Source organism: Paraburkholderia sp. RAU6.4a (assembly GCF_050435625.1).
In the GTDB taxonomy this organism is placed as follows: Bacteria; Pseudomonadota; Gammaproteobacteria; order Burkholderiales; family Burkholderiaceae; genus Paraburkholderia; species Paraburkholderia tuberum.
The window spans coordinates 3,103,966-3,129,670 of record NZ_JBNDKQ010000002.1 but is presented as its reverse complement, the minus strand read 5'-3'; the positions used below and the strand labels follow the sequence as shown (position 1 = coordinate 3,129,670).

18 protein-coding genes are annotated in these 25,705 nt (G+C 66.2%); 14 read left to right on the top strand and 4 right to left on the bottom strand.

The annotated features are described in order from the left end of the window. Nucleotides 1–8: 8 nt before the first annotated feature. Together hemH and hrcA are read right to left on the bottom strand one after the other, a co-directional pair. Nucleotides 9–1,079 (bottom strand): ferrochelatase, encoded by a 1,071-nt coding sequence (hemH, locus tag OKW40_RS19230; protein ID WP_187611114.1) that lies wholly within the window; start codon nt 1,077–1,079, stop codon nt 9–11. 181 nt (nt 1,080–1,260) lie between these two features. Further along, the gene (gene hrcA / locus OKW40_RS19225; protein WP_090803113.1) at nt 1,261–2,280 is read right to left on the bottom strand and encodes a heat-inducible transcriptional repressor HrcA; all 1,020 of its coding nucleotides are present in this window, start codon (nt 2,278–2,280) and stop codon (nt 1,261–1,263) included. A 210-nt stretch (nt 2,281–2,490) separates the two neighbouring features. On the opposite strand from hrcA, the gene OKW40_RS19220 reads away from it, so the two are divergent. Together OKW40_RS19220 and recN are read left to right on the top strand one after the other, a co-directional pair. Beyond that, nucleotides 2,491–3,393: an NAD kinase gene (locus OKW40_RS19220; RefSeq protein WP_184055543.1), complete on the top strand. Its 903-nt coding sequence runs from the start codon at nt 2,491–2,493 to the stop codon at nt 3,391–3,393. A gap of 66 nt (nt 3,394–3,459) precedes the next feature. Further along, nucleotides 3,460–5,127, top strand: coding sequence for a DNA repair protein RecN (gene recN / locus OKW40_RS19215; RefSeq protein ID WP_429491004.1), 1,668 nt, complete (start codon nt 3,460–3,462; stop codon nt 5,125–5,127). A gap of 105 nt (nt 5,128–5,232) precedes the next feature. Here the strand turns inward: recN and glnE are convergent, their stop codons facing one another. Beyond that, complete coding sequence (gene glnE / locus OKW40_RS19210; protein ID WP_429491002.1) at nt 5,233–8,028, bottom strand: bifunctional [glutamate--ammonia ligase]-adenylyl-L-tyrosine phosphorylase/[glutamate--ammonia-ligase] adenylyltransferase; 2,796 nt, start codon at nt 8,026–8,028, stop codon at nt 5,233–5,235. A gap of 264 nt (nt 8,029–8,292) precedes the next feature. Between glnE and OKW40_RS19205 the strand changes: the two genes are divergently transcribed. The 6 genes from OKW40_RS19205 to OKW40_RS19180 all read left to right on the top strand — a co-directional run bounded on the left by OKW40_RS19205 (nt 8,293) and on the right by OKW40_RS19180 (nt 17,494). After that, nucleotides 8,293–12,555, top strand: a complete 4,263-nt coding sequence (locus tag OKW40_RS19205) for a YhdP family protein (RefSeq protein ID WP_429491000.1) — start codon at nt 8,293–8,295, stop codon at nt 12,553–12,555. Between the two features lie 153 nt (nt 12,556–12,708). After that, nucleotides 12,709–13,572: a carbon-nitrogen hydrolase family protein gene (locus tag OKW40_RS19200; protein WP_184062298.1), complete on the top strand. Its 864-nt coding sequence runs from the start codon at nt 12,709–12,711 to the stop codon at nt 13,570–13,572. An 87-nt stretch (nt 13,573–13,659) separates the two neighbouring features. Beyond that, entirely contained in the window at nt 13,660–15,126 is a 1,467-nt protein-coding gene (tldD, locus tag OKW40_RS19195; protein WP_090803105.1) for a metalloprotease TldD, read from the top strand. A 417-nt stretch (nt 15,127–15,543) separates the two neighbouring features. Then, complete coding sequence (aroG, locus tag OKW40_RS19190; protein WP_429490998.1) at nt 15,544–16,617, top strand: 3-deoxy-7-phosphoheptulonate synthase AroG; 1,074 nt, start codon at nt 15,544–15,546, stop codon at nt 16,615–16,617. A 197-nt stretch (nt 16,618–16,814) separates the two neighbouring features. Next, nucleotides 16,815–17,165, top strand: coding sequence for a type II toxin-antitoxin system RelE/ParE family toxin (locus OKW40_RS19185; RefSeq protein WP_429490996.1), 351 nt, complete (start codon nt 16,815–16,817; stop codon nt 17,163–17,165). Further along, nucleotides 17,162–17,494: a helix-turn-helix domain-containing protein gene (locus OKW40_RS19180; protein ID WP_090803102.1), complete on the top strand. Its 333-nt coding sequence runs from the start codon at nt 17,162–17,164 to the stop codon at nt 17,492–17,494. The genes OKW40_RS19185 and OKW40_RS19180 overlap by 4 nt, the downstream gene beginning before the upstream one ends. 54 nt (nt 17,495–17,548) lie before the next feature. Here OKW40_RS19180 and OKW40_RS19175 read toward each other — a convergent pair whose 3' ends face one another. Further along, nucleotides 17,549–18,103, bottom strand: a complete 555-nt coding sequence (locus tag OKW40_RS19175) for a cob(I)yrinic acid a,c-diamide adenosyltransferase (protein ID WP_184062300.1) — start codon at nt 18,101–18,103, stop codon at nt 17,549–17,551. Nucleotides 18,104–18,374: 271 nt separating this feature from the next. Between OKW40_RS19175 and OKW40_RS19170 the strand changes: the two genes are divergently transcribed. From OKW40_RS19170 to proC, 6 genes are all read left to right on the top strand, one after another. Further along, nucleotides 18,375–19,793 carry an FAD-linked oxidase C-terminal domain-containing protein gene (locus tag OKW40_RS19170; protein ID WP_184062302.1) on the top strand — a complete coding sequence of 473 codons (1,419 nt, stop codon included), beginning with the start codon at nt 18,375–18,377 and terminating at the stop codon, nt 19,791–19,793. 167 nt (nt 19,794–19,960) lie between these two features. Next, complete coding sequence (locus tag OKW40_RS19165; protein WP_090803097.1) at nt 19,961–21,454, top strand: FAD-linked oxidase C-terminal domain-containing protein; 1,494 nt, start codon at nt 19,961–19,963, stop codon at nt 21,452–21,454. Between the two features lie 182 nt (nt 21,455–21,636). Further along, on the top strand, nt 21,637–22,725 hold the full coding sequence (glcE, locus tag OKW40_RS19160; protein ID WP_090803095.1) for a glycolate oxidase subunit GlcE: 1,089 nt from the start codon (nt 21,637–21,639) through the stop codon (nt 22,723–22,725). Between the two features lie 8 nt (nt 22,726–22,733). Further along, entirely contained in the window at nt 22,734–23,960 is a 1,227-nt protein-coding gene (gene glcF / locus OKW40_RS19155) for a glycolate oxidase subunit GlcF (protein ID WP_184062304.1), read from the top strand. A gap of 36 nt (nt 23,961–23,996) precedes the next feature. After that, the gene (locus tag OKW40_RS19150; RefSeq protein WP_429490993.1) at nt 23,997–24,695 is read left to right on the top strand and encodes a YggS family pyridoxal phosphate-dependent enzyme; all 699 of its coding nucleotides are present in this window, start codon (nt 23,997–23,999) and stop codon (nt 24,693–24,695) included. A 76-nt stretch (nt 24,696–24,771) separates the two neighbouring features. After that, on the top strand, nt 24,772–25,587 hold the full coding sequence (gene proC / locus OKW40_RS19145) for a pyrroline-5-carboxylate reductase (protein ID WP_429490991.1): 816 nt from the start codon (nt 24,772–24,774) through the stop codon (nt 25,585–25,587). Nucleotides 25,588–25,705 lie beyond the last annotated feature (118 nt).

Sequence of the window (25,705 nt, the reverse complement as noted above, 5' to 3'; positions counted from 1 at the left end):
CTGCGTATTCAAGCTCCTGTCGTGTGCGGCACCGGCACCGCCTGCACGGGCCAGCCCTGCAGATGCTGCGCGACGATTTCGCCAAGCGCGGCAACCCACGGCTGCGACGCGTTCAGACAGGCGATCCGGTGAAACTCCTTGCCACCCGCCTGCAGAAATTCGCCGCGCCCTTCCATGCCGATTTCCTCGATCGTTTCGAGGCAGTCGGCGGTGAAACCCGGGCAAAACACGTCAGCACGCCGCACGCCTGCCGCGCCGAGCTCCTTCAACGTCGGCGCCGTGTAGGGCTGCAGCCATTCGGCATTGCCGAAGCGCGACTGGAACGTGATGCGGCATTCGACCGACGTCAAATCGAGCGCCTGCATCAGCAGCGCGCCGGTCTGCTGGCATTGCTCGTGGTACGGGTCGCCGAGGTCGAGCGTGCGCTTGGGCACGCCGTGGAAACTGAGCACGAGCTTGTCGCCCGCCGCGAAATCGGGGCGGCCGTGCAGATGCCAGTAGTGGTGCACCTGTGCGGCGAGCGCCGCGATGTACGCCGGATGATCGGCGTACTGGCGCACGGTGCGGACTTCCGGCTGGTTGCGCATGCGCTTGAGCGCGGAAAAGGCTTCGTCGAACGCGGTCGCGGTGGTCGACGCCGAATACTGCGGATACATCGGCATCAGCAACACGCGCTCGGCGCCCGCGAGCTTCAGCTGGTTCAGCATTGCCGGAATGCCCGGCGTGCCGTAGCGCATCGCGTAGTCGACCAGCACCGTGTAGTCGTTCAGTTGCAGCAGATGGCGCAGGCCCTCGACCTGCTTTTCGGTGTGGACGCGTAGCGGTGAGCCCTCGGGCATCCACACCGCCGCATACTTCTTCGCAGAGCTGCGGCCGCGCAACGGCAGAATCAGCAGACGCAGAATGAGCTGCCACAGCAGCGCCGGAATTTCGACCACGCGAGGATCGGACAGGAACTGCGCGAGGTAGCGGCGCACCGCGCGCGGCGTCGGCGCGTCGGGCGTGCCGAGATTGATCAGCAACACGGCGACGCGATGCGACGTGGCGTTCTGTGAAGGCCGCTCGAGGTCGAAGCGCATAGGTAGCAGAAATCACCGCATTTTGCGGCGAGTCGATTCAATGGAGATTCATTATAGCGGCGCGAGTTCTGCCCGGCGCCGCCAGAGACCCCTGGCCATTCGGACGATTGGCAGACACCGCGCGTTCGCGCATCATGATCGCCACGGACTGCGATGACGCCAGTTCCGCGGAGCCCGAGGACTACTGCTGGCTGAGCGTCATGGACAACAGCCGCGCGGTTATGTCCACGATCGGAATCACGCGGTTGTAGGCCATGCGGGTCGGTCCGATCACACCGAGCGTGCCGACGATCTTGCCGTTCACCTCGTACGGCGCGGTGACGACGCTCATTTCCTCGATCGGTACCAGATTCGATTCGCCGCCAATGAATATTTGCACGCCCGCCGCGTGACTCGACACGTCGAGCAACTGAAGGAGGCTGGTCTTCTGGTCGAACACATCGAACAGCTTGCGCAGGCGCGCCATGTCCGACGAAAGATCGGCGACTTCGAGCAGATTGCGCTCGCCCGAGATCAACACGGTCTCGCCGGTGTCGGATTCGTCGGTGCTGGCGGTGACGGCCGCGTGCATCAGCGAGGTCATGTCGCCACGCAGCTCGTCGATTTCCTCGCGCAGGCGACGGCGCACCTCGTCGAACGAGAGGCCCGCGAAGTGCGCGTTGATGTAATTGGAGGCTTCCACCAGTTGCGAAGGCGAAAAGTCGCGCTGGGTGGCGAGGATGCGGTTTTGCACGTCGCCTTCGGGCGTCACGATGATCAGCAGAATGCGCTGGTCGGACAGGCGCATGAATTCGATCTGCTTGAACACGTGGCTGCGACGCGGCGTGAGCACGACGCCGGCGAACTGCGACAGATTTGACAGCACGCTCGCCGCCGCGGCGACGATCTTCTGCGGCTCGCCCACCTGCAGCGTGGTCTTGACGGTGCGCGTCACCGCCTCCTCGTCGGCGGCGGATTCGACGGTCAGCATCGTGTCGACGAACAGGCGGTAGCCGCGTGGCGTCGGAATGCGCCCTGCCGACGTATGCGGACTGATCACGAGCCCCAGATCCTCGAGGTCCGACATCACGTTGCGGATCGTGGCCGGACTCAGTTCGAGGCCCGAATAACGTGACAGCGTGCGCGAGCCGACCGGCTGACCTTCGGCGATGTAGCGCTCAATCAGCGTTTTGAGGAGGGTTTGTGCGCGAGGATCTAGCATGGCGAAAAATTTTAGCTCATTGGCATCGCAGCCGAGAGCGCCCGCGGCGCCCGCTCCCGGCGAATGCACCGCCGTCGGCGGGCTCGCATGTCATCGGGTCTTCACCATTCTAACGATAATCGCGACATACGCAGACGCCCTGCGTGCGCCGCCCCACAACCGGGTTGGTCTGCGGTTCTTTTCAGGCCCTACCTATGGTGTAATGCCGGCATGCAAGTGACCAGCCAGTTCAAGACCGTCGCGCTCGTCGGGCGCAGCAATACGCCAGGCATCGGCGAGCCGCTGACCGCGCTCGCCGCCTGCATCGCGAAGCTCGGCCTGGAAGTCGTGTTCGAAGCAGACACCGCCGCCGAAATCGGCGTGACCGACTATCCGGCGCTGCGTCTCGCCGAGATCGGCGCGCGCGCCGACGTCGCCGTGGTGCTCGGCGGCGACGGCACGATGCTCGGCATCGGCCGCCAGCTCGCGCCGTATCGCACGCCCTTGATCGGCATCAACCACGGGCGGCTCGGCTTCATCACGGACATTCCGATCTCCGACATGCGCGAGATCGTGCCGCAGATGCTGTCCGGCAATTTCGAGCGCGAGGAGCGCGTGCTGCTCGAAGCGCGCATCGTGCGCGACGGCACGCCGATCTACCACGCGCTCGCGTTCAACGACGTGGTGGTCAACCGCAGCGGCTTCTCGGGCATGGCGGAGTTGCGCGTGTCGGTCGACGGCCGCTTCATGTACAACCAGCGCTCGGACGGCCTGATCGTCGCGACGCCGACCGGCTCGACCGCGTACGCGCTGTCCTCGCAGGGGCCGATCCTGCATCCGCAACTACAGGGCATCGTGCTCGTGCCGATCGCGCCGCACGCGCTGTCGAACCGGCCGATCGTGCTGCCGGACGAATCGAAGGTCAGCATCCAGATCGTTTCCGGGCGCGAGGTGAACGTCAATTTCGACATGCAGTCGTTCACGTCGCTGGAGCTCGGCGACACGATCGAGGTGCGCCGTTCGCGCCACACGGTGCCGATGCTGCATCCGGTCGGCTACAGCTACTATGCGACGCTACGCAAGAAGCTGCACTGGCACGAGTACCCGTCGCACGAAGAAGACCCGAGGCCGTAAGCGGCACTTTGATTTCGCACGCCGCCGCGGCCGCCACCCGAATCCCAAGCTCACCCGACGACCTCCATGCTTCGCCACCTCTCGATACGCGACTTCGTCATCGTCGCCGCGCTCGACCTCGAATTCGACAGCGGCTTTACCGTTTTCTCGGGCGAAACCGGCGCCGGCAAATCGATCCTGATCGACGCGCTCGCGCTGGCACTAGGCGCGCGCGCCGAGGCGAGCGTCGTGCGCACCGGCGAGAGCCGCGCCGACATCACCGCGGAGTTCGAGACGCACGCACAGGTCGATCAATGGCTCGACACGCAGGCGCTCGGCGCGGCCGACGACGGCCAGCACGGCGGCACCGTGATGCTGCGGCGGGTGGTCGACGCGAACGGCCGCTCGCGCGCGTTCATCAACGGTACGGCGGCCACGCTCGCGCAGCTGCGCGAGGTCGGCGAGATGCTCGTCGATATTCACGGCCAGCACGCGCACCAGTTGCTGATGCGCCCGGACGCGCAGCGCGAGCTGTTCGACACGCACGCGGGCCTGTCCGACCTGGCCGCCGCCGTCACGCGCGCGTGGCGCACGTGGCGCGACAAGGCGCAGGCCGTCGAGCAAGCGCAAACGCGCGATCGCGAGCTGCAACTCGAACGCGAGCGACTCGCGTGGCAACTCACCGAACTCGACAAGCTCGCGCCACAGCCGGGCGAATGGGAAGAAGTCAACACCGAGCATCGGCGGCTGTCGCATTCCGCGAATCTGATCGACGGCGTGCAGGGAGCGCTCGGCGCGCTGTCCGAATCGGACGACGCGATGATCACGCATCTCGGCTCGATCGTGTCGAAGGTGCGCGACCTCGCGGAGATCGACCCCGCGCTGAACGACGTGCTCGCCGCGCTCGAACCGGCCGAAATCCAGTTGCAGGAAGCCGCGTATTCGCTGAGCCACTACGCGCAGAAGCTCGAGCTCGATCCGGAGCGGCTCGCGCAGGTCGAAAAGCGCCTCGACGCGCTGCACTCGGCTGCGCGCAAGTTCCGCCTGCGGCCTGAGACGCTGCCGGAAGAACACGCCGAGCGGCGCAAGCAATTGGCCGCGCTCGACGCCGCCGCCGACCTCGACGGCCTGCGCGCCGCCGAAGCGCAAGCGAAGGAAGTGTTCGTCGCCGAGGCGAAAAAGCTGTCGAAGGCACGCGCGAAAGCAGGCAAGGCGCTCGGCGAGGCGGTCACGACCGGCATGCAGGAACTGTCGATGAAAGGCGGCAGCTTCGAGGTCGCGCTGGTGCCGCTGCCCGAAGGCGGCGCGCACGGGCTCGAGCAGATCGAGTTCCGCGTCGCCGGTCATGCCGGCGTGCCGCTGCGGCCGCTTGCGAAGGTTGCGTCAGGCGGCGAACTCGCGCGTATCAGTCTCGCGCTCGCAGTGATCGCGAGCGCGGCCAGCCCGACACCGACCCTGATCTTCGACGAAGTGGATACGGGCATCGGCGGCGGCGTGGCCGAAGTGGTCGGACGGCTATTGCATCAGCTCGGCGAGGCGCGCCAGGTGCTGTGCGTGACCCATCTGCCGCAGGTCGCCGCGCGCGGCGATCATCATTTCCAGGTCGCAAAGACGAGCAACGGCACCGGCGGCACGCTCAGCAGCGTGAGCTCGCTCGACAAGGCGAGCCGCATCGAGGAAGTCGCGCGAATGCTCGGCGGCCTCGAAATCACGGCGACCACGCGCAAGCACGCGAAGGAAATGCTGGCCGCCTGAAATTGCGCCGCGCATAGGCGGCCGCACACGGCTGAGTCGGCTTGGCCGGGACGTCACACCGATCCCGGCGGCGCATGATGCGCTACGCGAAGTGCGTGAGCGCCCTTACCCAAACACCCTCTTCCACAACGCCAGCACCGCCTCGCGCTCGGCCGCGACCAGCGCCGGATCGACCCGCGCCTTCTCCATCCCATCGAGCCGCAGCGTGTGCTGCAGCTTGCGATAGCGCCGATAGGCGGCGCCGACCGTCTCCGCTTCCGCTTCGCTCATCAGCCCGAAACGCGACACCTCACGCAGCAGCGCGATATTGCCGGTATTGCGGATCAGCTCGGGATCGCGCGCCGCATGCAGCAGCACCCAGTACTGCACGGTGAACTCGATATCGACCATGCCGCCGCGGTCGTGCTTCAGGTCGAACAGCGCCGGCGTATGGTTCGGGTGTCCCGCCTCGACACGCGCGCGCATCTCGACGATCTCTTTCGCGAGCGGCGCCGCTTCGCGCGGCGTCGTCAGCACCTGTTCGCGGATCGCCTCGAACTTCGCGCCGATCTCCGGATCGCCCGCGCAGTAGCGCGCACGCGTCAGCGCCTGGTGCTCCCACACCCACGCGGTATTCGCCGCGTCGCCCTCGCGCAGCTGGTAGCGACGGAACGCATCGAGGTCGGTGATGAGCAGGCCCGACTCGCCGTTGGGTCGCAGCCGCAGGTCGATGTCGAACAATGTGCCGGCGCCGGTCGCGGTGGTCAGCCATGTGATCAGACGCCGTGTGTAGGTTGCGTAGACGTCGGCGGCGGCATCGCCGGGATCGTCGTACAGGAAGATCAGGTCGAGGTCCGACGCGTAGCCGAGCTCCTTGCCACCGAGCTTGCCGTAGGCGATCACCGCGAAGCGCGGCACGTCGCGATGACGTTTGGCCAACTGCTTCCACACGGCTTCGATCGTCACGTCGAGCACTGCGTCGGCGAGCTCGGACAGCCGGTCGCTGACGTGCTCGACGGACAGCTTGCCGGCAAGATCGATCAGCAGAATGCGGAACACCTCGGCCTGATGCGCGTGACGCAGCAGATCCATCTGCTGCTCGACGCCATCGGCGGCGGCGAGCCGCAAACGCAACGTACGCTTGAATTCAGCCCAGTCGAACGGACTGTTGATCGCCTCGACGTCGAGCAGCTCGTCGAGCAGCTGCGGATGGCGGATCAGATAGCCGGCCGCCCAGCGCGAGCCGCCCAGCACCGACAGCACCTGGTGCAGCGCCTGCGGATACTCGGTCAGAAGCGCCAGATACGCGCCGCGCCGGCTCACCGCTTCGAGCAGATCGAACAGGCGCGCGACCGTATCGCCGCGCCGCCCGGCCGGCTCCAGCGTGCGCGCGGCTTCGAGCGCGCGCTGCGCGACGATGTCGAACCGCTGCCGGCTGCGCTCGTTCAGGCCCGTGTAGCGCGACGAGCGCCACACCGCCTGCAGCCGGGCGAGCAGCTCACCGGGCTCGGCCACCCCCAGTTCGACGAGGCGCGCGCGCAGTGCGTCGTCGGCGCTATCGTCGGCGAGCGCGCTGCTCCACACCCACGCGGCCGCGCCGTCCTCGGGCGCGCCGCAACCGTCGCGGCCGCCCACCTTGTCGGCGAAAATCTGGTCGAACTGCTGTTCGACGAACTCGCGATGCGCGTCGAGCTTCGTCATCAATTGCGGGTAGTCGTCGCAGCCCATCACGCGCGCGAGCGCCATGCGCTCTTCGGCATCGACGGGCATCGCGTGGGTCTGCGCGTCGTTGCGATATTGCAAACGATGCTCGAGCTCCCGCAGAAAGCGATACGCCTGCGACAGCTTCACGCACACCGACGGATCCATCAACCCATTCGTGGCCGCGTGGCGCAGCACGGCGAGCGTCGGCCGCACGCGAAAGCCGGCGTCCTGGCCGCCGCGGATCAGCTGGAACACCTGCGCGCTGAATTCGATTTCACGGATGCCGCCACGGCCGAGCTTGATGTCGTCGGCCTTGTCGGGGCGCATCGACGCGCGGCGCTGCGCCTCCTGGCGGATCTGCAGATGCAGCGCGCGAATCGCGCTGATCACGCCGAAATCCAGATAGCGTCGATAGACGAACGGCGTGACGATCGCCCCGAGCTGCTTCTGCAGCCGCTGCGCCGAGGCGCTCGCGCCCTCGGACACGAGCCGGCCCTTGATCCACGCGTAGCGCTCCCACTCGCGGCCCTGCACATAGAAATACTCTTCGAGCATGCCGAGGCTGCATACGAGCGGCCCCGAATCGCCGTTCGGCCGCAGACGCATATCGACGCGAAACACGTAGCCGTCGGCGGTGACTTCGGCGAGCGCGCCGATCAGCCGCTTGCCGAGCCGCGTGAAGAACTCCTGGGTCGCGAGCGGCGAGCGCTGGCCGCCGGCGGTCTCGCCGTCGTCCTCATAGACGAAGATCAGGTCGATATCCGACGACACGTTCAGCTCGCGCCCGCCGAGCTTGCCCATACCGACCACGCCAAGCGTGAGCCGTTCGCCCTGCTGGTCGCGCGGCTCGCCATACAGCGCTTCGAGCTCGGCGCTCAGCACCGTCAGCGCGCGCTGGATCGTCGTTTCCGCGAGATCGGTCATCGCGCCGGTGACTTCGGCGATATCGGCCTCGCCGGCCAGGTCGCGCTCCATCACCGCGCAGAATACTTCGGTGCGCAGCTGGCGCAGCGCGCGCTTCAGCGCATCTTCGTCGACCGGCGCTCCGGCTGGGCCCGCCGCCTCGGCGCACAGTTCGTCGAGACGCGCGTCGATGCGCTCGCGCGTCAGCGGTTCGTCGGCCAGCGCGCCGACATGCGCGACCAGTTGCGGGCGGGCCGCGGCGGCGCGCGCGGCATAGTGCGAATAGCTGGAACTCAGGAGGGTGGCGTCAGTCATCAAAAATCTGGCTCGCTCGTTGCTTGATCGAATTTGTCCGGCGGTATTCTGACGGTGTCCGGGTGTCGTTCCGGGGTCGTTGTCGTGTCGTTCCGACGTGCCATCGGCATGCGGCGACAAGCGTGCCGGACTCCGTGCCGGACGGCCTCGCCAATCGCCGTCACGGGCCGTCGGACAGGGTTTGCAGGAGGTCCGCCGACGCTTTCCCATGTGATACATTTCGTCGTTAACACGCAAAACTACCATACGCCCAGCCGCCGCAGCATGTCCGAGCGAAACGAATCCGCCGACCCGCAAGCCCCACCGCAGGTCCGGCATGTGAGCGGAAGCGACCACATCGTGCTGCGTCGGACGTTGCGCGTGCTCGCCGCGCTCGCGCTCGTCCTCTATTTCATCGCGGGCGGACTGTTTCTGGGTTTGCGCTACGTGGTGCTGCCGCGCGCCGACATGTTCCGGCCGCGCATCGAAGCCGCGGTCTCCGACAAGCTGCGCACCCAATTCACGATCGGCCGGCTCGCGCCGCACTGGAGCGGCTTCCAGCCAGGGCTCGATGTCACGAATCTCGTCATCCGCGATCACGACGGCCAACCCGCGCTGACGATTCCGCACGCCACCGCGTCGTTGTCCTGGCGCTCGCTGTGGGAGTTTCATCTGGCGCTGTCGAGCCTGATCGTCGATCAGCCGGACGTGCTGGTGTCGCGCAGCGAGGACGGCGTGCTGTCGGTCGCGGGCGTGCCGGTGCCGACGCGCCACAGCGGCAACGACGCGCTGTCCACCTGGTTGTTGCGTCAGCAGGCGATCGTCGTGCGCGGCGGCGTGCTGCGCTGGCGCGACGCGACGCGCAACGAACCCGAACTGGCGCTGCGTGACATCCGCATCGCGATCCTCAATGACGGCCGCGACCACCGCATGGCGCTGCAGGCACCACCCGACGGCCAGGTGCTGAAAGGCCCGCTCGACTTCCGCACGCACTTCCGCCACGCGCCGCTCTCGGCGCTCGGCAAGCCGATCAACTGGAGCGGGCAGGTGTACATGTCGACGGGTCCGGTCGATCTGCCGACGCTCGCGCGCTACATCCAGTTCCCGATCGAGACGTTCGCCGGCCGCATCGACAATGCAATCTGGATCGACTTCAGCGAAGGCCGCATGACCCAGGCGACCGGCCAGTTGAGCGGTTACGACGTCGCGATGCGCGTGCGCCCGACCCAGCCAAGGCTGCTCGTGCCGATCACCCACTTTCTGTGGCGCGTCGAGGCAAACGAAGGCGAGTACCGGCTGCAGCTGTCGGACCTGCGTGCCGAGCTCGGCCAGCCGCCGCTCGAAGACGGCACGCCGCTCGCGCGCATCCTGCGCTTCCGGACCCTCGACAGCCGCTATCGGATGGCCTCGCAGCAGCATGGGCAGCTTTTGAGCGTCAGCGGCGATCGCGTCGATCTCGGCATCCTCGCCGAATTCAGCCGCGCGCTGCCGCTGCCGCGGCACTTTCTCAATGAACTCGTGCGCATCAATCCGCGCGGGCGCGTCGCGAACTACGTGATCGAGCTCGAGCGCGGCAAGCCGGAATCCGGAGAAGTGGGCAGCGACCATCGGCCGACGGGTGCTGAACCGATCGAGCGTTATCGCTTCAAGGGCGATTTGCAGGGCATCAGCTTTGCCGCCCAGGAGCCGGGGCCGGGCCTGACGCCGCGCGGCCACCCGCGCGCCGGCGTTCCCGGCATCGAAAACCTGTGGGGCAACGTCGACGCCGATGAAAAAGGCGGCCACGCGAACTTCGATACGACCAACGTGGCGATCACGCTGCCGGGCGTGTTCGACGATCCGCGTCTCACGCTTGCGCGTCTGCACGGCCGCGCCGACTGGACGATGGGCACGAAGGCACCGGGCGACACGCGTCCCGCGTTCGCGCTCAAGCTCAACGATTTCAGCGTATCGAACCCTGACGTCGAGGCGAGCGCGACTGCGAGCTACAGCAATCCCGGCCACGGCCGCGGCTCGCTCGACCTGAAAGCCGACTTCCAGCGCGCGCAGGTGACGCACATCGCCCGCTATCTGCCGACCGCGGTCAGCGAAAAGCTGCGCATTTACCTCGGCCACGGCTTGCAGGCTGGCGTGTCGCGTGGCGGCACGATCGAAGTGCATGGCGACCTGACCAAGTTCCCTTACGCGCGCGACCCCGACGCCGGCATCTTCCACATCGTCGCGCCGTTCACCGGCGGCAAGTTCGATCCGACGCCGTTCCCGCCGCGCAACATGCGCAACGGCACACCAAACGTTTGGCCGCCGCTCGACGGCATCGACGGCGTGTTCGAGCTCAAGCAGAACGTGCTGCGCTTCGACATCGACCGCGGCCGTTACAAGCGCGTCGCGCTGACCGGCGTGAACGGCCGCATCGACGACCTCGGCACCAAAGGTTCGAACCTAACCATCCAGGGCAACGGCCGCGGCCCGCTCGCCGATATGCTCGACTACGTGAACGGCAGCTCACTCGGCATCATGGCGCGGCACCAGACCGAAAAGATTCGCGCGCAAGGGCCCGCGTCGCTCGCGTTGAAGCTGACGATCCCGCGTACGCCGAAGCCGCATATCGGCGTGGAAGGCGCGCTCGGCTTCCAGAACAATCGCCTGAGCGTGAGCAATGCGCCGTCGCTGTCGCAGCTGAACGGCCGGGTGCGCTTCACCGAACGCACGGCCGAGGTCGAGCGGCTCTCCGGCCAGTTCCTCGGCGGTGACGTGCATGCGAACGGCGGCTTGCGGCAAGACGGCACGTACGCGCTCGCGCTCAACGGCCACATCGCCGTCGATGCCGCGCGCGAACTGCATCTGCATGGCCCGGCCGCACAGGTGCTCACGCATATGAGCGGCAGCGCGCCTTATGCATTGCGCGTCACCGGCGCGAAGGGCCGCCTGCCGGAGGTCAGCGCCAACTCTGATCTGAGCGGCCTCGGGCTCGATTTTCCAGCGCCGTTCAAAAAGACTGCCGGCACGCCGATGCCGCTGCACTTCTCGGTCAATCCCTCGACGCTGCCGGGCGAAGCCGGCCTCGAACGCGCCGACCTGACGTTGGGACCGGTCGCCGCCGCGTATCTGCTGCGCTATCGGCCGAACGCGCAGCCGCGTACGTCACCGACCGTCGTGCGCGGCGCGATCGGCGTGAACCGGCCGGTCGACCTGCCGTCCGAGGGCGTGGTCGCCGCGGCGGACATCAAGGAGCTCGATGCCGACGCCTGGCGCGCGCTCGCCGCGCAGCTGCGCGCGGGCGTGAGCGCGGGCGGGGCGAATGGCGTGAACGGCGCTGCGAACGGCGGCAATACCGCCAGCAGCGCGGCCACACCCGCGGCCGCGCCTACGGCCGTGCCGAATCCCATGCTCACGCAGTTCCTGCCGAACCGCTTCGCGCTGCACATCGACATGCTTACGCTGCTCAAGCGTCACTGGGACAACGTGATCGTCGGCGCGTCGCACGCGGACCGCACGTGGCAGGCGAACATCGCGTCGAATCAGGTGTCAGGCCACGTGTCGTGGCTGCCGGGAGCGACCCGCGAATCGCCGGGCGAACTGCAGGCGCGCTTCGCGCGCGTCGTGATTCCGTCGGTCGCGGACAAGGACCTGCTCGGTCCGGCGATGTCGGCGCCCGCGCTGAACATGCCGTCGATCGATCTGGTCGTCGACGAGCTGATCGTGCACGATCGCAACGTCGGCCGGCTCGAGGTCGACGCGCACAACTTCGAAGAAAACGGCGTGCCGGTCTGGCAGCTCGACAAGCTCGACGTGACGAACCCCACCGCGACGCTGACCGCGACCGCGAACTGGCGTACCTCGACCGAACTGCCCACCTCGGCCGACGAAGCCATGCCGCGCCGCACCGTGTTCGATTTCAAGCTCGACATCAAGGATGCCGGCGCAATGCTCGAGCGCTTCGGTCTGCCGAGGACGCTCCGGGGCGGCACCGGCTCGATTCAGGGCAAGGCCGTGTGGCAGGGCGGCCCGACCACGATCGACTATTCGACGCTGAACGGCAACCTCGCGCTGGATCTACACCACGGTCAGATCCTGAAGGTCGATCCGGGCGTCGCGACGCTGCTCGGCGTGCTGAGCCTGCAAAGCCTCGCGCGCATCGCCACACTCAATTTCCGCGATGTGATCGGCGAGGGCCTGCCGTTCTCGAGCGTGACGGGTACCGCGCAGATTCATGACGGCATCGCCCGCACCGACAACTTCAGGATGGTGACCGCGCCGGCCCGCGCCGAGATGGTGGGCTCGGTCGACATCGCGCAGAAGAGCCAGGACCTGCACCTGCACGTAGTGCCGACCGTCAGCGCCGGCTCCGCGGTGATCGCCGCGACGGTCATCAATCCGCTGATCGGCCTCGGCGCGCTGATCGCCGATATCGCGTTCACGCATGGGGTGTCGCACGTATTCGCGCGCGACTACGCGATCACCGGCTCGTGGTCGAAACCGCACGTCGAGCGGGTGACGGGCGAACGGGGTAAGATTGACGCTCCGGCTTCGACCGTGCAAGCGCACTGAGCTCCGGTTTCCCTGGCGCCGCCGTCTCGAACCACGCGGCCGCTCGTGCCGCTCTATCGACTCAATGCGCCAACGGGGCCGAGCCAGCCCAGAACCATGCATGCGGCGCCCGCGCTTCACCCCGCCGCCCGCCGGGAGTCTTTCGACACGCTCATGAGCGAAACACACGTCACTTCATCCGCATCCGCCGCAACCTCCAGCGGCCTTGTAGCCAGCCCCTTCCGGGTCGCCGCGCTGCAGATGGTCAGCTCGCCGGATCGCGATCGCAATCTCGCCGACGCAGAGCGCCTGATCGCCGAAGCCGCCGCCGACGGCGCGCAACTCGTGCTGCTCCCCGAGTATTTCTGTTTCATGGGCTTCAAGGACACCGACAAGCTCGCCGTGCGCGAGCCACATCAGGACGGCCCGATCCAACGCTTTCTCGCCGACGCCGCGCGCCGCCACCAGATCTGGGTGATCGGCGGCACCCTGCCGCTGAACGCACCGGAGCCGTCGCGCGTACTGAACACGACGCTGGTGTTCGACCCGAACGGCAACGAGGCCGCGCGCTACGACAAGATCCACCTGTTCAACTTCGAAAAGGGCGAAGAATCGTTCGACGAAGCGCGCACGATTCGACCCGGCACCTCGGTGCAAAGCTTCGAGGCGCCATTCGGCCGGGTCGGCCTGTCGGTCTGCTACGATCTGCGCTTTCCCGAGCTGTACCGGCGCATGGGCGACTGCGCGCTGATCGTGGTGCCGTCGGCGTTTACCTACACGACCGGCCGCGCGCATTGGGAGCTGCTGCTGCGCACTCGCGCGATCGAAAACCAGTGCTACGTGCTCGCCGCGGCGCAAGGCGGCAAACATGAAAACGGCCGCCGCACCTGGGGCCACAGCATGCTGATCGACCCGTGGGGCGAGATCGTCGCGGTGCGCGACGAGGGCGCCGGCGTGGTCGCGGGCAACCTCGAACGCGCGCGCATCGACGAAGTGCGGCAAAGCCTGCCGGCATGGCGTCATCGCGTGCTGACCTGAAACCGACATTGAAACTGCGGCGCCTGCCACGCATATAGCGACGCAGGCGCTCCCCGACCCCTTCGTATCGAGCAGAACATACTTCGCATGAACATCATCGAACCCGGTATCCGTAATCTCGCCGCCGCCAAGGACATCCTCCTCACGCCCTATGGTCTCGACGAATCGCTGCTCACGCGCACGCTCGCCGAAATCTTCACGCACCGCGTCGACTACGCGGATCTGTACTTCCAGACCACCCGCAGCGAAGCGTGGAGTCTCGAGGAAGGCATCGTGAAGTCGGGCAGCTTCAGCATCGATCAGGGCGTCGGCGTGCGCGCCGTGTCGGGCGAGCGCACCGCGTTCGCCTACTCGGACGACCTGTCGCCCGAAGCGATCCGCCAGGCGGCCATCGCCACGCGCGCGATCGCCAAGGCAGGCGGCGGCAAGCAGAAGATCCAGGTGGCGTCGTCGCTGACCGGCATCGCCGGGCGCGATCTGTACCTGCCGTCCGACCCGCTGCATTCGCTCGACGCCACCGCCAAGGTCAAACTGCTCGAGCGCATCGAGCAGATGGCGCGCGGCCGCGACCCGCGCATCCAGCAGGTGATGGCGGGCCTCGCCGGCGAATACGACGTGGTGCTGGTCGCGCGCAGCGACGGCGGCTTCGCGGCCGACATCCGGCCGCTCGTGCGTGTCTCGGTGACGGTGATCGCCGAGCAGAACGGCCGCCGCGAAATCGGCAGCGGCGGCGGCGGCGGGCGTTTCGACTACGGCTATTTCACCGATGAAGTGCTGTCGCGCTATGTCGACGATGCGGTGCACGCCGCTCTCGTCAATCTCGACGCGCGTCCGGCGCCGGCCGGCGCGATGACCGTCGTGCTCGGGCCGGGCTGGCCCGGCGTGCTGCTGCACGAGGCGATCGGCCACGGGCTCGAGGGCGACTTCAACCGCAAAGGGTCGTCGGCATTCGCGGGACGCATCGGCGAGCAGGTCGCCGCGAAGGGCGTCACCGTGGTCGACGACGGCACGCTGCCGAATCGTCGCGGCTCGCTCAATATCGACGACGAAGGTAATCCGACCCAGTGCACGACGCTGATCGAGGACGGCATCCTGAAGGGCTACATCCAGGACACGCTGAACGCGCGTCTGATGAAGATGCCGGTCACCGGCAACGCACGGCGCGAATCATACGCGGCGCTGCCGATGCCGCGCATGACCAACACGTACATGCTGAACGGCGACAAGGACCCGCAAGAAATCCTCGCGTCCGTGAAGAACGGCCTGTATGCGGTGAACTTCGGCGGCGGTCAGGTCGACATCACGAACGGCAAATTCGTATTCTCGGCCTCCGAGGCGTACATGATCGAGAACGGCAAGATCACGTATCCGGTCAAGGGCGCGACGCTGATCGGCAGCGGACCGGAATCGCTGAAGTACGTCACGATGATCGGCAACGACATGAAGCTCGATTCGGGCGTGGGCGTGTGCGGCAAGGAAGGCCAGAGCGTGCCGGTGGGCGTCGGTCAACCGACGCTGCGCATCGAGCGGATGACAGTCGGCGGCACGGCCTGATTTCGTCACGGATGCACGCTTCGCGCACGCAAGGCGCGAAGCGTGCGGGTTTTCCGCATTTTTCGACGCCCCAGCTTGTCACGCCGAGCCTGTACCGGGTTATAAACTCACTCACCCTTCTTGACCAGCGACGCATTCACTTCGCCATGTCCGCCAAGTTTTATTTTTACTTTTTTTGGTATCTCAGACCGCTGGCGGATCGAGAGGGGTGTTAGTGCACGCAGGACACCGAGAATTCCCGAAAAACCGCCAGCTAGCCTGGCGGTTTTTTTTCGTCTCACGCTTTTCGATACCTGACTGACATTTTGTCGTTGACCATTTTTTGATCGTCGTCCGCTCTGGCCTCGCTGTTTGATCACTGACTGATCGCCCCCGTTGCCCGCGCGAACACGCTACGAACCGATTCAGGAGAACAACATGCCCCCGCACAATACCGATGATGTCCGCATTCGCGAATTGAAGGAACTCACGCCGCCCGCTCACCTGATCCGCGAATTTGCCTGCGACGAGACGGTTTCCAACGTGATCTACGACTCGCGCACCGCGATGCATCGCATTCTGCACGGCATGGACGATCGTCTGATCGTCGTGATCGGCCCGTGCTCGATTCACGATCCGAAGGCCGCGATCGAATACGCGGGGCGTCTGATCGCGCAGCGCAAGCGCTTTGCCGGCGAACTCGAAGTCGTGATGCGCGTGTACTTCGAAAAGCCGCGTACGACGGTGGGCTGGAAGGGTCTCATCAACGACCCGCATATGGACAACAGCTTCAAGATCAACGAAGGTCTGCGCACCGCGCGCGAGCTGCTTCTGCGCATCAACGAACTCGGCCTGCCGGCCGGCACCGAGTACCTCGACATGATCAGCCCGCAGTACATCGCGGATCTGATCTCCTGGGGTGCCATCGGCGCGCGCACGACCGAATCGCAGGTGCACCGGGAGCTGGCTTCGGGACTGTCGTGCCCGGTCGGCTTCAAGAACGGCACGGACGGCAACGTGAAGATCGCCGTCGACGCGATCAAGGCCGCCTCGCAGCCGCACCATTTCCTGTCGGTCACGAAGGGCGGCCACTCGGCGATCGTATCGACCGCGGGCAACGAGGACTGCCACGTGATTCTGCGCGGCGGCAAAACGCCGAACTACGACGCCGACAACGTCAACGCGGCCTGCGCGGACATCGGCAAGGCGGGTCTCGCCGCGCGTCTGATGATCGATGCGAGCCACGCGAACAGTTCGAAGAAGCACGAAAACCAGATTCCGGTGTGCGCGGACATCGGCCGTCAGATCGCCGCGGGTGACGAGCGGATCGTCGGCGTGATGGTGGAGTCGCACCTCGTCGCGGGTCGCCAGGATCTGCAGGAAGGCTGCGAGCTCACGTACGGCCAGAGCATTACCGATGCGTGTATCGGCTGGGACGAAAGCGTCGCGGTGCTCGAAGGCCTTGCCGAAGCGGTCAGGCAGCGCCGCGTCGCGCGCGGCAGCGGCAACTGAACACCTGCCCCGCCGCCACTGCGGGGGCTTGTCGGCAGTCCGTAGAAGAAACCCGGTTCAATATCGAACCGGGTTTTTTTATTGGCCATTCGGACGAATGGTACTCAGCCTGCTGCCTCGATATCGTCATAGCTCGTTGCCTGGTCGATTACACGCTTGACCAGGCCGGAGAATGCGTATAAGATTTTATACATGAGGTGGCGACGGAGCAGGAAAAAGAAATTCGCTGGTTAGGCTCCAGCTACCGTGATTTGCTCGCTTTTCCCAACGAAGCGCGTCGTCTCGCAGGGTTTCAGCTTCACAAGATTCAGTCAGGACTCGACCCTGACGACTGGAAACCGTTCGAGTCTATCGGCGCGGGAACGCGCGAAATTCGCATCAGAGACGAGGACGGCATTTTTCGCGTGATGTACGTCACCAAATACGCCGAAGCGCTGTACGTGCTGCATTGCTTTCAGAAGAAAACGCAGAGGCTCGGACCGCACGACAGAAGAATTGCCGAAACGCGCTACCGCGCCATCACCTATTACAGGACCACCCAGCCATGACGATCGACACCAACATTCGTCACGTAACGCGAGCCGGCGCGAACGTGTTCCTCGAACTCGGTTTTTCCGCCGATGAAGCGAAGCGCCTTCACGCGGCGTCGCAAAAGCAGATCAACGACACGCGGCTGCTCAAGGAACAGCTGATGACCGAGCTGTCCACGTGGATCGAACAGCATCATCTGAAGCAGGCCGAGGCGGCCGAAATCCTGATGGTGTCGCGCCCGCGCGTGTCCGACGTCGTCAACAAGAAAACCACCAAGTTCACGATCGACACGCTCGTGGAAATGCTGAGCCGCATCGGCAAGCCGGTCACGCTCGCCGTCGGTTGAGCCTCGGCTCGTGCGACGCACCGTGCGTGTCCATGCGCACATGTGCGTCGCCATTCAAGGCGCGCCGCGATCGTGCTGCCACAGCACGTCGGTGCCACCGTCCGCGCGATTGAGCACGCGCGCCAGCACGAACAGCAGATCGGACAGCCGGTTCACGTACTGACGTGGCGCCGCGTTCAGCGCCTCGTGTTCGCCAAGCGCGACGATCGTCCGCTCCGCGCGGCGGCAAACGGTACGGCACACATGCGCGAGCGCGGCCGCGCGCGAACCGCCCGGCAGAATGAATTCCTTCAGCGGCGGCAGCGTGGCGTTGTAGTCGGCGAGCCAGCCGTCGAGCTGCGCGAGATGCTGTTCGGTAATCATCGTGTGACCGGGAATGCACAGCTCGCCGCCCAGATCGAACAGGTCGTGCTGGATTGCGACCAGCGCCGCGCGTACGTTCTCGGGCAGGTTCTCGCACAACAGCACGCCGAGATTCGAATTGAGTTCGTCGACGTCGCCAATCGCGGCGATTCGCGCGCTGTCCTTGCGCACGCGGCGGCCGTCGCCGAGACCGGTGGTGCCGTCGTCGCCGGTGCGAGTGGCGATCTTGCTGAGGCGATTGCCCATGACGTCTCCCATGTATTAGTGACGATGCTGCCAGCTGGTTTGTCCATATTGCACGCATCGCGAAATCGCCGCCATTATATGAGCGGAAGCCGACCCAGCGCTGCCTGGCGGGCGAACGGCGTAAAATGAAACACTTGCTGCAAACAGACCGTTATTTAAAGAAACTTTCATGGGACCGGAGCAAGCGTTGAAGCGCCAACTCCGATCGAGCTAAAGCATGGGACCGGAGTAAGCGCTGTAGCGCTAACTCCGGTCGACACAGGAGACATGCGTGAACCATCCCGTGCCGCCGGCGCCGCTACGCCGGCCGTTTCCCGCCGAATTGCTGAACCGGCTCAAAGCCGCTTTCGGCGATCGGGTTTCCGTTGCCGAAGCCGTGCGTGCGCACCACGGCCGCGACGAATCACCGTTCGATCCGCAACTGCCTGACGCCGTCGTGTTCGCGCGTACAAGCGAAGACGTGCAAACCGCCGTCAAGCTGTGCGGCCAGTACGACGTGCCGATCATTCCGTACGGCAATGGCTCGTCGCTCGAAGGACATCTGCTTGCCGTGCAAGGCGGCGTGTCGATCGATCTGTCGGAAATGAACCGGGTGTTGTCGATCAACGCCGAAGACCTGACCGTCACCGTCGAGCCCGGCATCTCGCGCAAGCAACTGAACGAAGCGCTGCGCGACACCGGCCTGTTCTTCCCGATCGACCCCGGCGCGGACGCGAGCATCGGCGGGATGTCGGCAACCCGCGCGTCGGGTACCAACGCCGTGCGCTACGGCACGATGCGCGAGAACGTGCTCGGCCTGACGGTCGTGCTCGCCGATGGCCGCGTGATCAAGACCGGCTCGCGCGCGCGCAAATCGTCGGCGGGGTACGACCTCACGCGCCTGTTCGTCGGCTCGGAAGGCACGCTCGGCGTGATTACCGAAATCACGCTGCGCCTCTATCCGCAGCCGGAGGCGGTGTCGGCCGCGGTGTGCACGTTCCCGTCGATGGGCGATGCGGTGCGCGCGGTCATCGAGACGATCCAGATCGGCGTGCCGATCGCGCGTGTCGAGTTCGTCGATTCACTTGCGATCCGCTCGATCAATCGCCATTCGAATCTGACACTGCGCGAAGCGCCCACATTGTTCTTCGAATTTCACGGCACCGAGGCCGGCGTCAAGGAACAGGCCGGACTCGTGCAGGAAATCGCCGCACAGAATGCCGGTGAAGGCTTCGAATGGGCGACGCGCCCCGAAGACCGCAGCCGTCTGTGGAACGCGCGTCACAACGCCTATTTCGCGATGCTGCAACTGAAGCCCGGCTCGCGCGCGGTCACCACCGACGTCTGCGTGCCGATCTCGCGTCTCGCGGAGTGTGTGGTCGAAACGGAGCAGGATCTGTTGGCGTCGCCGCTGCCATGCCCGATCGTCGGCCATGTCGGCGACGGAAACTTCCACGTCGCGATCCTGATCGATCCGGACAAGCCCGAAGAGCTCGAGGAAGCCGAGCGCCTGAACCATCGCATCGTGCAGCGCGCGCTGCGGATGGACGGCACCTGCACCGGCGAGCATGGCATCGGCCTGCACAAGATGGGCTTTCTGCTCGAGGAGCACGGCGACGTCGCGGTCGACACGATGCGCTCCATCAAGCACGCGCTAGACCCTCGCAATCTGATGAACCCGGGCAAGATTTTCGCCTGGGCGGCGGCCTGATCGACACTGCGCATGCCGGCCGCGGCAAACCGCTGACACGCCCGGCGGCGACCGCGCCAAGCTGAACACGCAAGTGATGCGAAGCAGGCAGCACGAAACAGGCAGCACGAAACGGCCGGCTCGAACCAGCAAGCCGGACCGGCGCAAGCCACGAGGAGACAACTCACATGAATGCACCCGCTGAACTGTCGGCCGAAGTCCTCGCGCAGCGTCAGCGCGAAGTCGTGCAGGCGCTGATGGCCGTGTTGCCGACCCACTGTCTGCTGTATCGCGAAGAAGACACCGTCGCGTACGAATGCGACGGACTCGCCGCGTACCGGCGTCTGCCGCTTGCGGTCGTGTTGCCGGAAACCGAATCGCAGGTGCAGCGCATCGTGCAGATCTGCCATCGCCTCGAGGTGCCCATCGTGCCGCGCGGCGCGGGCACCGGGCTGTCCGGCGGCGCGATGCCGATTCGGCACGGCGTGGTGGTATCGCTCGCGCGCTTTCGCAAGATCGTCGAAGTCGACTCGTACGCGCGCATCGCGACCGTGCAGCCGGGCGTGCGCAATCTGGCGATCTCCGAAGCCGCGGCGCCGTATGGTCTTTACTATGCGCCGGATCCGTCGTCGCAGATTGCCTGCACGATCGGTGGCAACGTGTCAGAGAATTCGGGCGGCGTGCATTGTCTGAAGTACGGCCTCACCGTGCACAACGTGCTGCGCGTGCGCGCGGTCACGATGGAAGGCGAGATCGTCGAATTCGGCTCGCTCGCGCCCGACGCGCCGGGGCTCGATCTGCTCGCGGTGCTGATTGGCAGCGAGGGCATGTTCGCGATCGTCACCGAGGTCACCGTCAAGCTGATCCCGAAGCCGCAAACGGCGCAGGTCATCATGGCCAGCTTCGACGACGTCGTCAAAGGCGGCGACGCCGTTGCGGGCATCATCGCGGCGGGCATCATTCCGGCCGGCCTCGAGATGATGGACAAGCCCGCCACGCGCGCGGTCGAGGAGTTCGTCAACGCCGGCTACGACCTCGACGCGGCGGCGATCCTGCTGTGCGAATCGGACGGCACGCCCGAGGAAGTCGCGGCCGAGATCGTGCGCATGACCGCGGTGCTGCGCGAGCACGGCGCGACCCGTATCCAGATTTCACGCACGGAAGCCGAGCGCCTGCGCTTCTGGTCCGGGCGCAAGAACGCGTTTCCGGCCGCCGGCCGCATTTCGCCGGACTACTACTGCATGGACGGTACCGTGCCGCGCCGCAGTATCGGGCCGCTGCTCGCGCGCATCGAGGAGATGGAGAAGACCTACCAGTTGCGCTGCATCAACGTATTCCATGCCGGCGACGGCAACATGCACCCGCTGATCCTGTTCAACGGCAACGACCAGGACGAGTGGCATCGCGCCGAGTTGTTCGGTTGCGACATCCTCGAAGCTTGCGTCGAGCTGGGCGGCACGGTGACGGGCGAGCATGGCGTCGGCATCGAGAAGATCAATTCGATGTGCGTGCAGTTCTCGCCCGAAGAGCGCGACACGTTCCACGCGGTCAAGCGAGCATTCGACGCGCCCGGCCTGTTGAACCCCGACAAGGGCATCCCGACGCGGGCGCGCTGTGCCGAATACGGCAAGATGCACGTGCGCGGCGGCCTGCTGCCTCATCCCGAGCTGCCGCGCTTCTAGCGGCTGGCGTTTGCAGCGCGCATCCACCGTTCGCCGCGCCCGCGCTGATGCTGGCGCGGCCTGCGCGGCGCTTTGCGCCCTCCCCTCCAGACCGATGTCGCGCCCCGTCATGCGGGTGCGCTCCGGCTTGCCAGCGAGCCGCCGCCCGGTACAATCAAACGAAACACAACGAGCAGGACACCATGGAAGAGGACGACATCGTCGCCGTATGGTCCGAACGCGTGCGTTCGGCCAGCGCCGAGGGACGCGCGCTGCGCATCCGCGGCGGCGGCACCAAAGACTGGTATGGCCAGACGCTGGAAGGTGAGATCCTCGACACGCGCGCTTATCGCGGCATCATCGCGTACGATCCGGCCGAGCTCGTGATCACCGCGCGCGCGGGAACACCGCTGCTGGAAATCGAAGCCGCGCTCGCCGAGCACAACCAGATGCTGCCGTTCGAGCCGCCGCACTTCGGGCCGCAGGCCACCTTCGGCGGCTGCATCGCCGCTGGCATTTCGGGGCCGCGCAGGCCGGCCGTCGGCGCCGCGCGCGACTTCGTGCTCGGCGCCGTCGTGATGAACGGCCAGGGACAGGTGCTGCACTTCGGCGGCCAGGTCGTCAAGAACGTCGCGGGTTACGACGTGTCGCGGCTGCTCGCGGGCTCGCTCGGCACGCTCGGGCTGATCCTCGAGCTGTCGGTCAAAGTGCTGCCGCGGCCACAGGTCGAAGCCACGCTGAAGTTCGACATGAACGGCACCGACGCGGTACGCAAGCTCAACGAATGGGGCGGCCGGCCCCTGCCGATCACCGCGAGCGCATGGCGCAACGGCACGCTCGCGGTGCGCCTGGGCGGCGCGGAAGCCGCGGTCAAGGCAGCGCGCACCGGGCTCGGCGGCGAAGTCGTCGATGCGGTCGAAGCTGAACGCTTCTGGGCCGGCCTGCGCGAACAGACCGATTCGTTTTTCGCGGGCATTCCACCGAAGGCCGCGCTGTGGCGTCTCGCGCTACCGTCGATCACCGAGCCGCTGCAGCTGCCCGGCGCGCAACTGATGGAATGGGGCGGCGGCCAGCGCTGGTGGATCACCGACACCGACGCGCAAACCGTGCGCATCAGCGCGAAACAGGCCGGCGGCCACGCGACCATCTTCCGCAGCGGCCACGGCTACGACCGCGGCGCCGGCGTATTCACACCGCTGCCCGCGCCGCTGATGAAAATCCATCGCGGCCTCAAACATGCATTCGACCCGGCCCGCATCTTCAACCGCGGCCGTCTCTACTCCGACTTCTGAGCGACGCGATGCAAACCAACCTCGCGGACTTCATTCGTAATACGCCCGATGGCAACGAAGCGGACGCCATCCTGCGCAAATGCGTGCATTGCGGTTTTTGCACCGCCACCTGCCCAACCTACCAACTGCTTGGCGACGAGCTCGACGGCCCGCGCGGGCGCATCTATCTGATCAAGCAGATGGTCGAAGGCGCGCCGGTCACGCGCAGCACGCAGGTTCACCTCGACCGCTGCCTGACCTGCCGCAATTGCGAATCGACCTGCCCGTCGGGCGTGCAATATGGGCGGCTCGTCGAAATCGGCCGCAAGCTCACCGAAGAGAAAGTCACGCGTCCGCTCAATCAGCGGCTGATGCGGCGCCTGCTCGCGAGCGTGCTGCCGAACAGCGCGATCTTCACGCCGGCGATGCGGCTGGGTCAGCACGTGCGCGGCCTGCTGCCGAAGAAGCTGCGCGACAAGGTGCCCGCGCGCCAGCACCCGCTCGAATGGCCGAGCGCAAAACACGAACGCAAGGTGCTGATGCTGGCGGGCTGCGTGCAACCGTCGATGATGCCGAACGTCAACATCGCGACCGCGCGCGTGTTCGATGCGCTCGGCATCGAAACGCTGATCGCGCCCGACGCCGGCTGCTGCGGCGCGATCCGCCTGCACCTCGGCTACCACGACGAAGCGCTCGACGACCTGCGCGCGAACATCGACGCATGGTGGCCCTACGTCGAACAGGGCGTTGAAGCGATCGTGATGAACGCGTCGGGCTGCGGCGCGACGGTCAAGGAATACGCGCACCTGCTGCGCCTCGATCCGAACTATGCCGAGAAGGCGCGCCGCATCGTCGAATTGACGCGCGACGTCTCCGAGATCCTGCCCGAGTTCGAAGAACGGCTCGTCGCCATCACGCGCCGCCGCTCGGTACACACGGTCGCGTTTCATCCACCCTGCACGCTGCAGCATGGCCAGCAGATCCGCGGCAAGGTCGAGCAACTGCTCAGCGCGCTCGGCGTCGAAGTGCGCCTGCCCGCCGACAGCCATCTGTGCTGCGGCTCGGCCGGCACCTACTCGCTGCTGCAGCCGCGCATGTCGTACGCGCTGCGCGACCAGAAGCTCGAGCGTTTGCAGGCGCAGGAGCCGCAGGTGATCGTGTCGGCGAACGTCGGTTGCATCGCGCATCTGCAAAGCGGCACGTCGACGCCGGTCGCGCACTGGATCGAATTGGTCGAGCACATGCTGTCCGTATAATCGGGGCATCGTCTTCGCTGAACACCGGTTCGTTCCATGTCCGATCTGCCTCACAATCTCGCCGACGTGCACGAGCGCATCGCCAGGGCCGCGCAAGCGGCCCACCGCGACACGCAGTCCGTGACGCTGCTCGCGGTCTCCAAAACGTTCCCCGCCGATGCCGTGCGCGCCGCTCATGCGGCCGGTCAGCGCGCATTCGGCGAGAACTACGTGCAGGAAGCGCTCGACAAGATCCAGACACTTGCCGATCTGCGCGCGTCGCTCGAATGGCATTTCATCGGGCCGCTGCAATCGAACAAAACGCGGCCCGTCGCCGAGCATTTCGACTGGGTACATTCGGTCGATCGGCTGAAGATCGCGCAGCGGCTGTCGGAGCAGCGCCCGGACAACCTGCCGCCGCTCAACGTGTGCCTGCAGGTCAACGTCAGCGGTGAGGCGTCGAAGACTGGCGTCGCCATCGCCGAGGCGGCGGCTATCGCGCAGCAGATCGCCGCGCTGCCGAAGCTGAAGCTGCGCGGACTGATGTCGATTCCCGAACCGGGCGGCGATCTCGCAGAACAACGCGCGCCGCATCGCCAATTGCGCGAGCTGTTCGAGCGCTTGCGTAACGACGGGCTCGCGCTCGATACGCTGTCGATGGGCATGTCGGCCGATCTCGAAGCAGCCGTGCTCGAAGGCGCGACGATCGTGCGCGTCGGCACCGCGATCTTCGGCGCACGCGATTACTCGCGCTGAGCATTTCCACGGGCCTTGCGCGAACCTGGCTGCGCGAAGCCCTCACCGCATCTCATCTGAACCTACCCGGACCATCATGAAAATTGCGTTTATCGGCGGCGGCAACATGGCCGCGGCGTTGATCGGCGGCCTCATCAAGCGGGGCGTCGCGCCCGCGGACCTGTACGCGGTCGATCCGAACGAAGACGCGCGCCAGCGCAACGAGCAGCAATTCGGCATCCGCACCGGCGCGGCCGCCGACGTCTCGCTCGCCGACTACGACGCGGTCGTGCTCGCGGTGAAGCCGCAGATCCTGAAGAGCGTCGCCGGGACGCTGGCGCCGCATCTGCGCGCGTCGCAACTCGTCGTCAGCATCGTCGCGGGCATTCGCATCGGCGACATGTCGCGCTGGCTCGCTGGCCACAACCGCGTCGTGCGCGTGATGCCGAACACGCCGGCGCTGATCGGCAGGGGCGTCACGGGTCTCGTCGCCAGCGGCAGCGTCGACGAAGCGGGCCGCGCGCTCGCGTCACAGGTGCTCGGCGCGGTCGGCGAAACCGTCTGGTTCGACGACGAAGCGAAGATCGACGCGGTCACCGCGATCTCGGGCAGCGGGCCGGCCTACGTGTTCTATTTCATCGAAGCGCTGCAGGAAGCCGCGCGCCAGCTCGGTATGGACGAAGCGCAGGGCCGCGCGCTGGCGATCGCGACCTTCACGGGCGCCGCGCAACTCGCGGCCAATTCCGACGAGCCGCCGAGCGTGCTGCGCGAGCGCGTGACATCCAAAGGCGGCACGACCGCGGCAGCACTCGCCTCGTTCGAAGCGAGCGGCATCAAGGACGCGATCGTGCGCGGCGCACTTGCCGCCGACGCGCGGGCGCGCGAGATGGGCGACGAATTCGGCAAGCAGTAACGCGAACCGGCGTCGAAAAGAAACAGCGGAAACAGACACGCCGTAGCGCGACTGTCCTTCTTCTCATCAGGGCAGGCGCCTACGGCGTGCAGAAACAGCAGCGGTCTGAAGCCAGAAA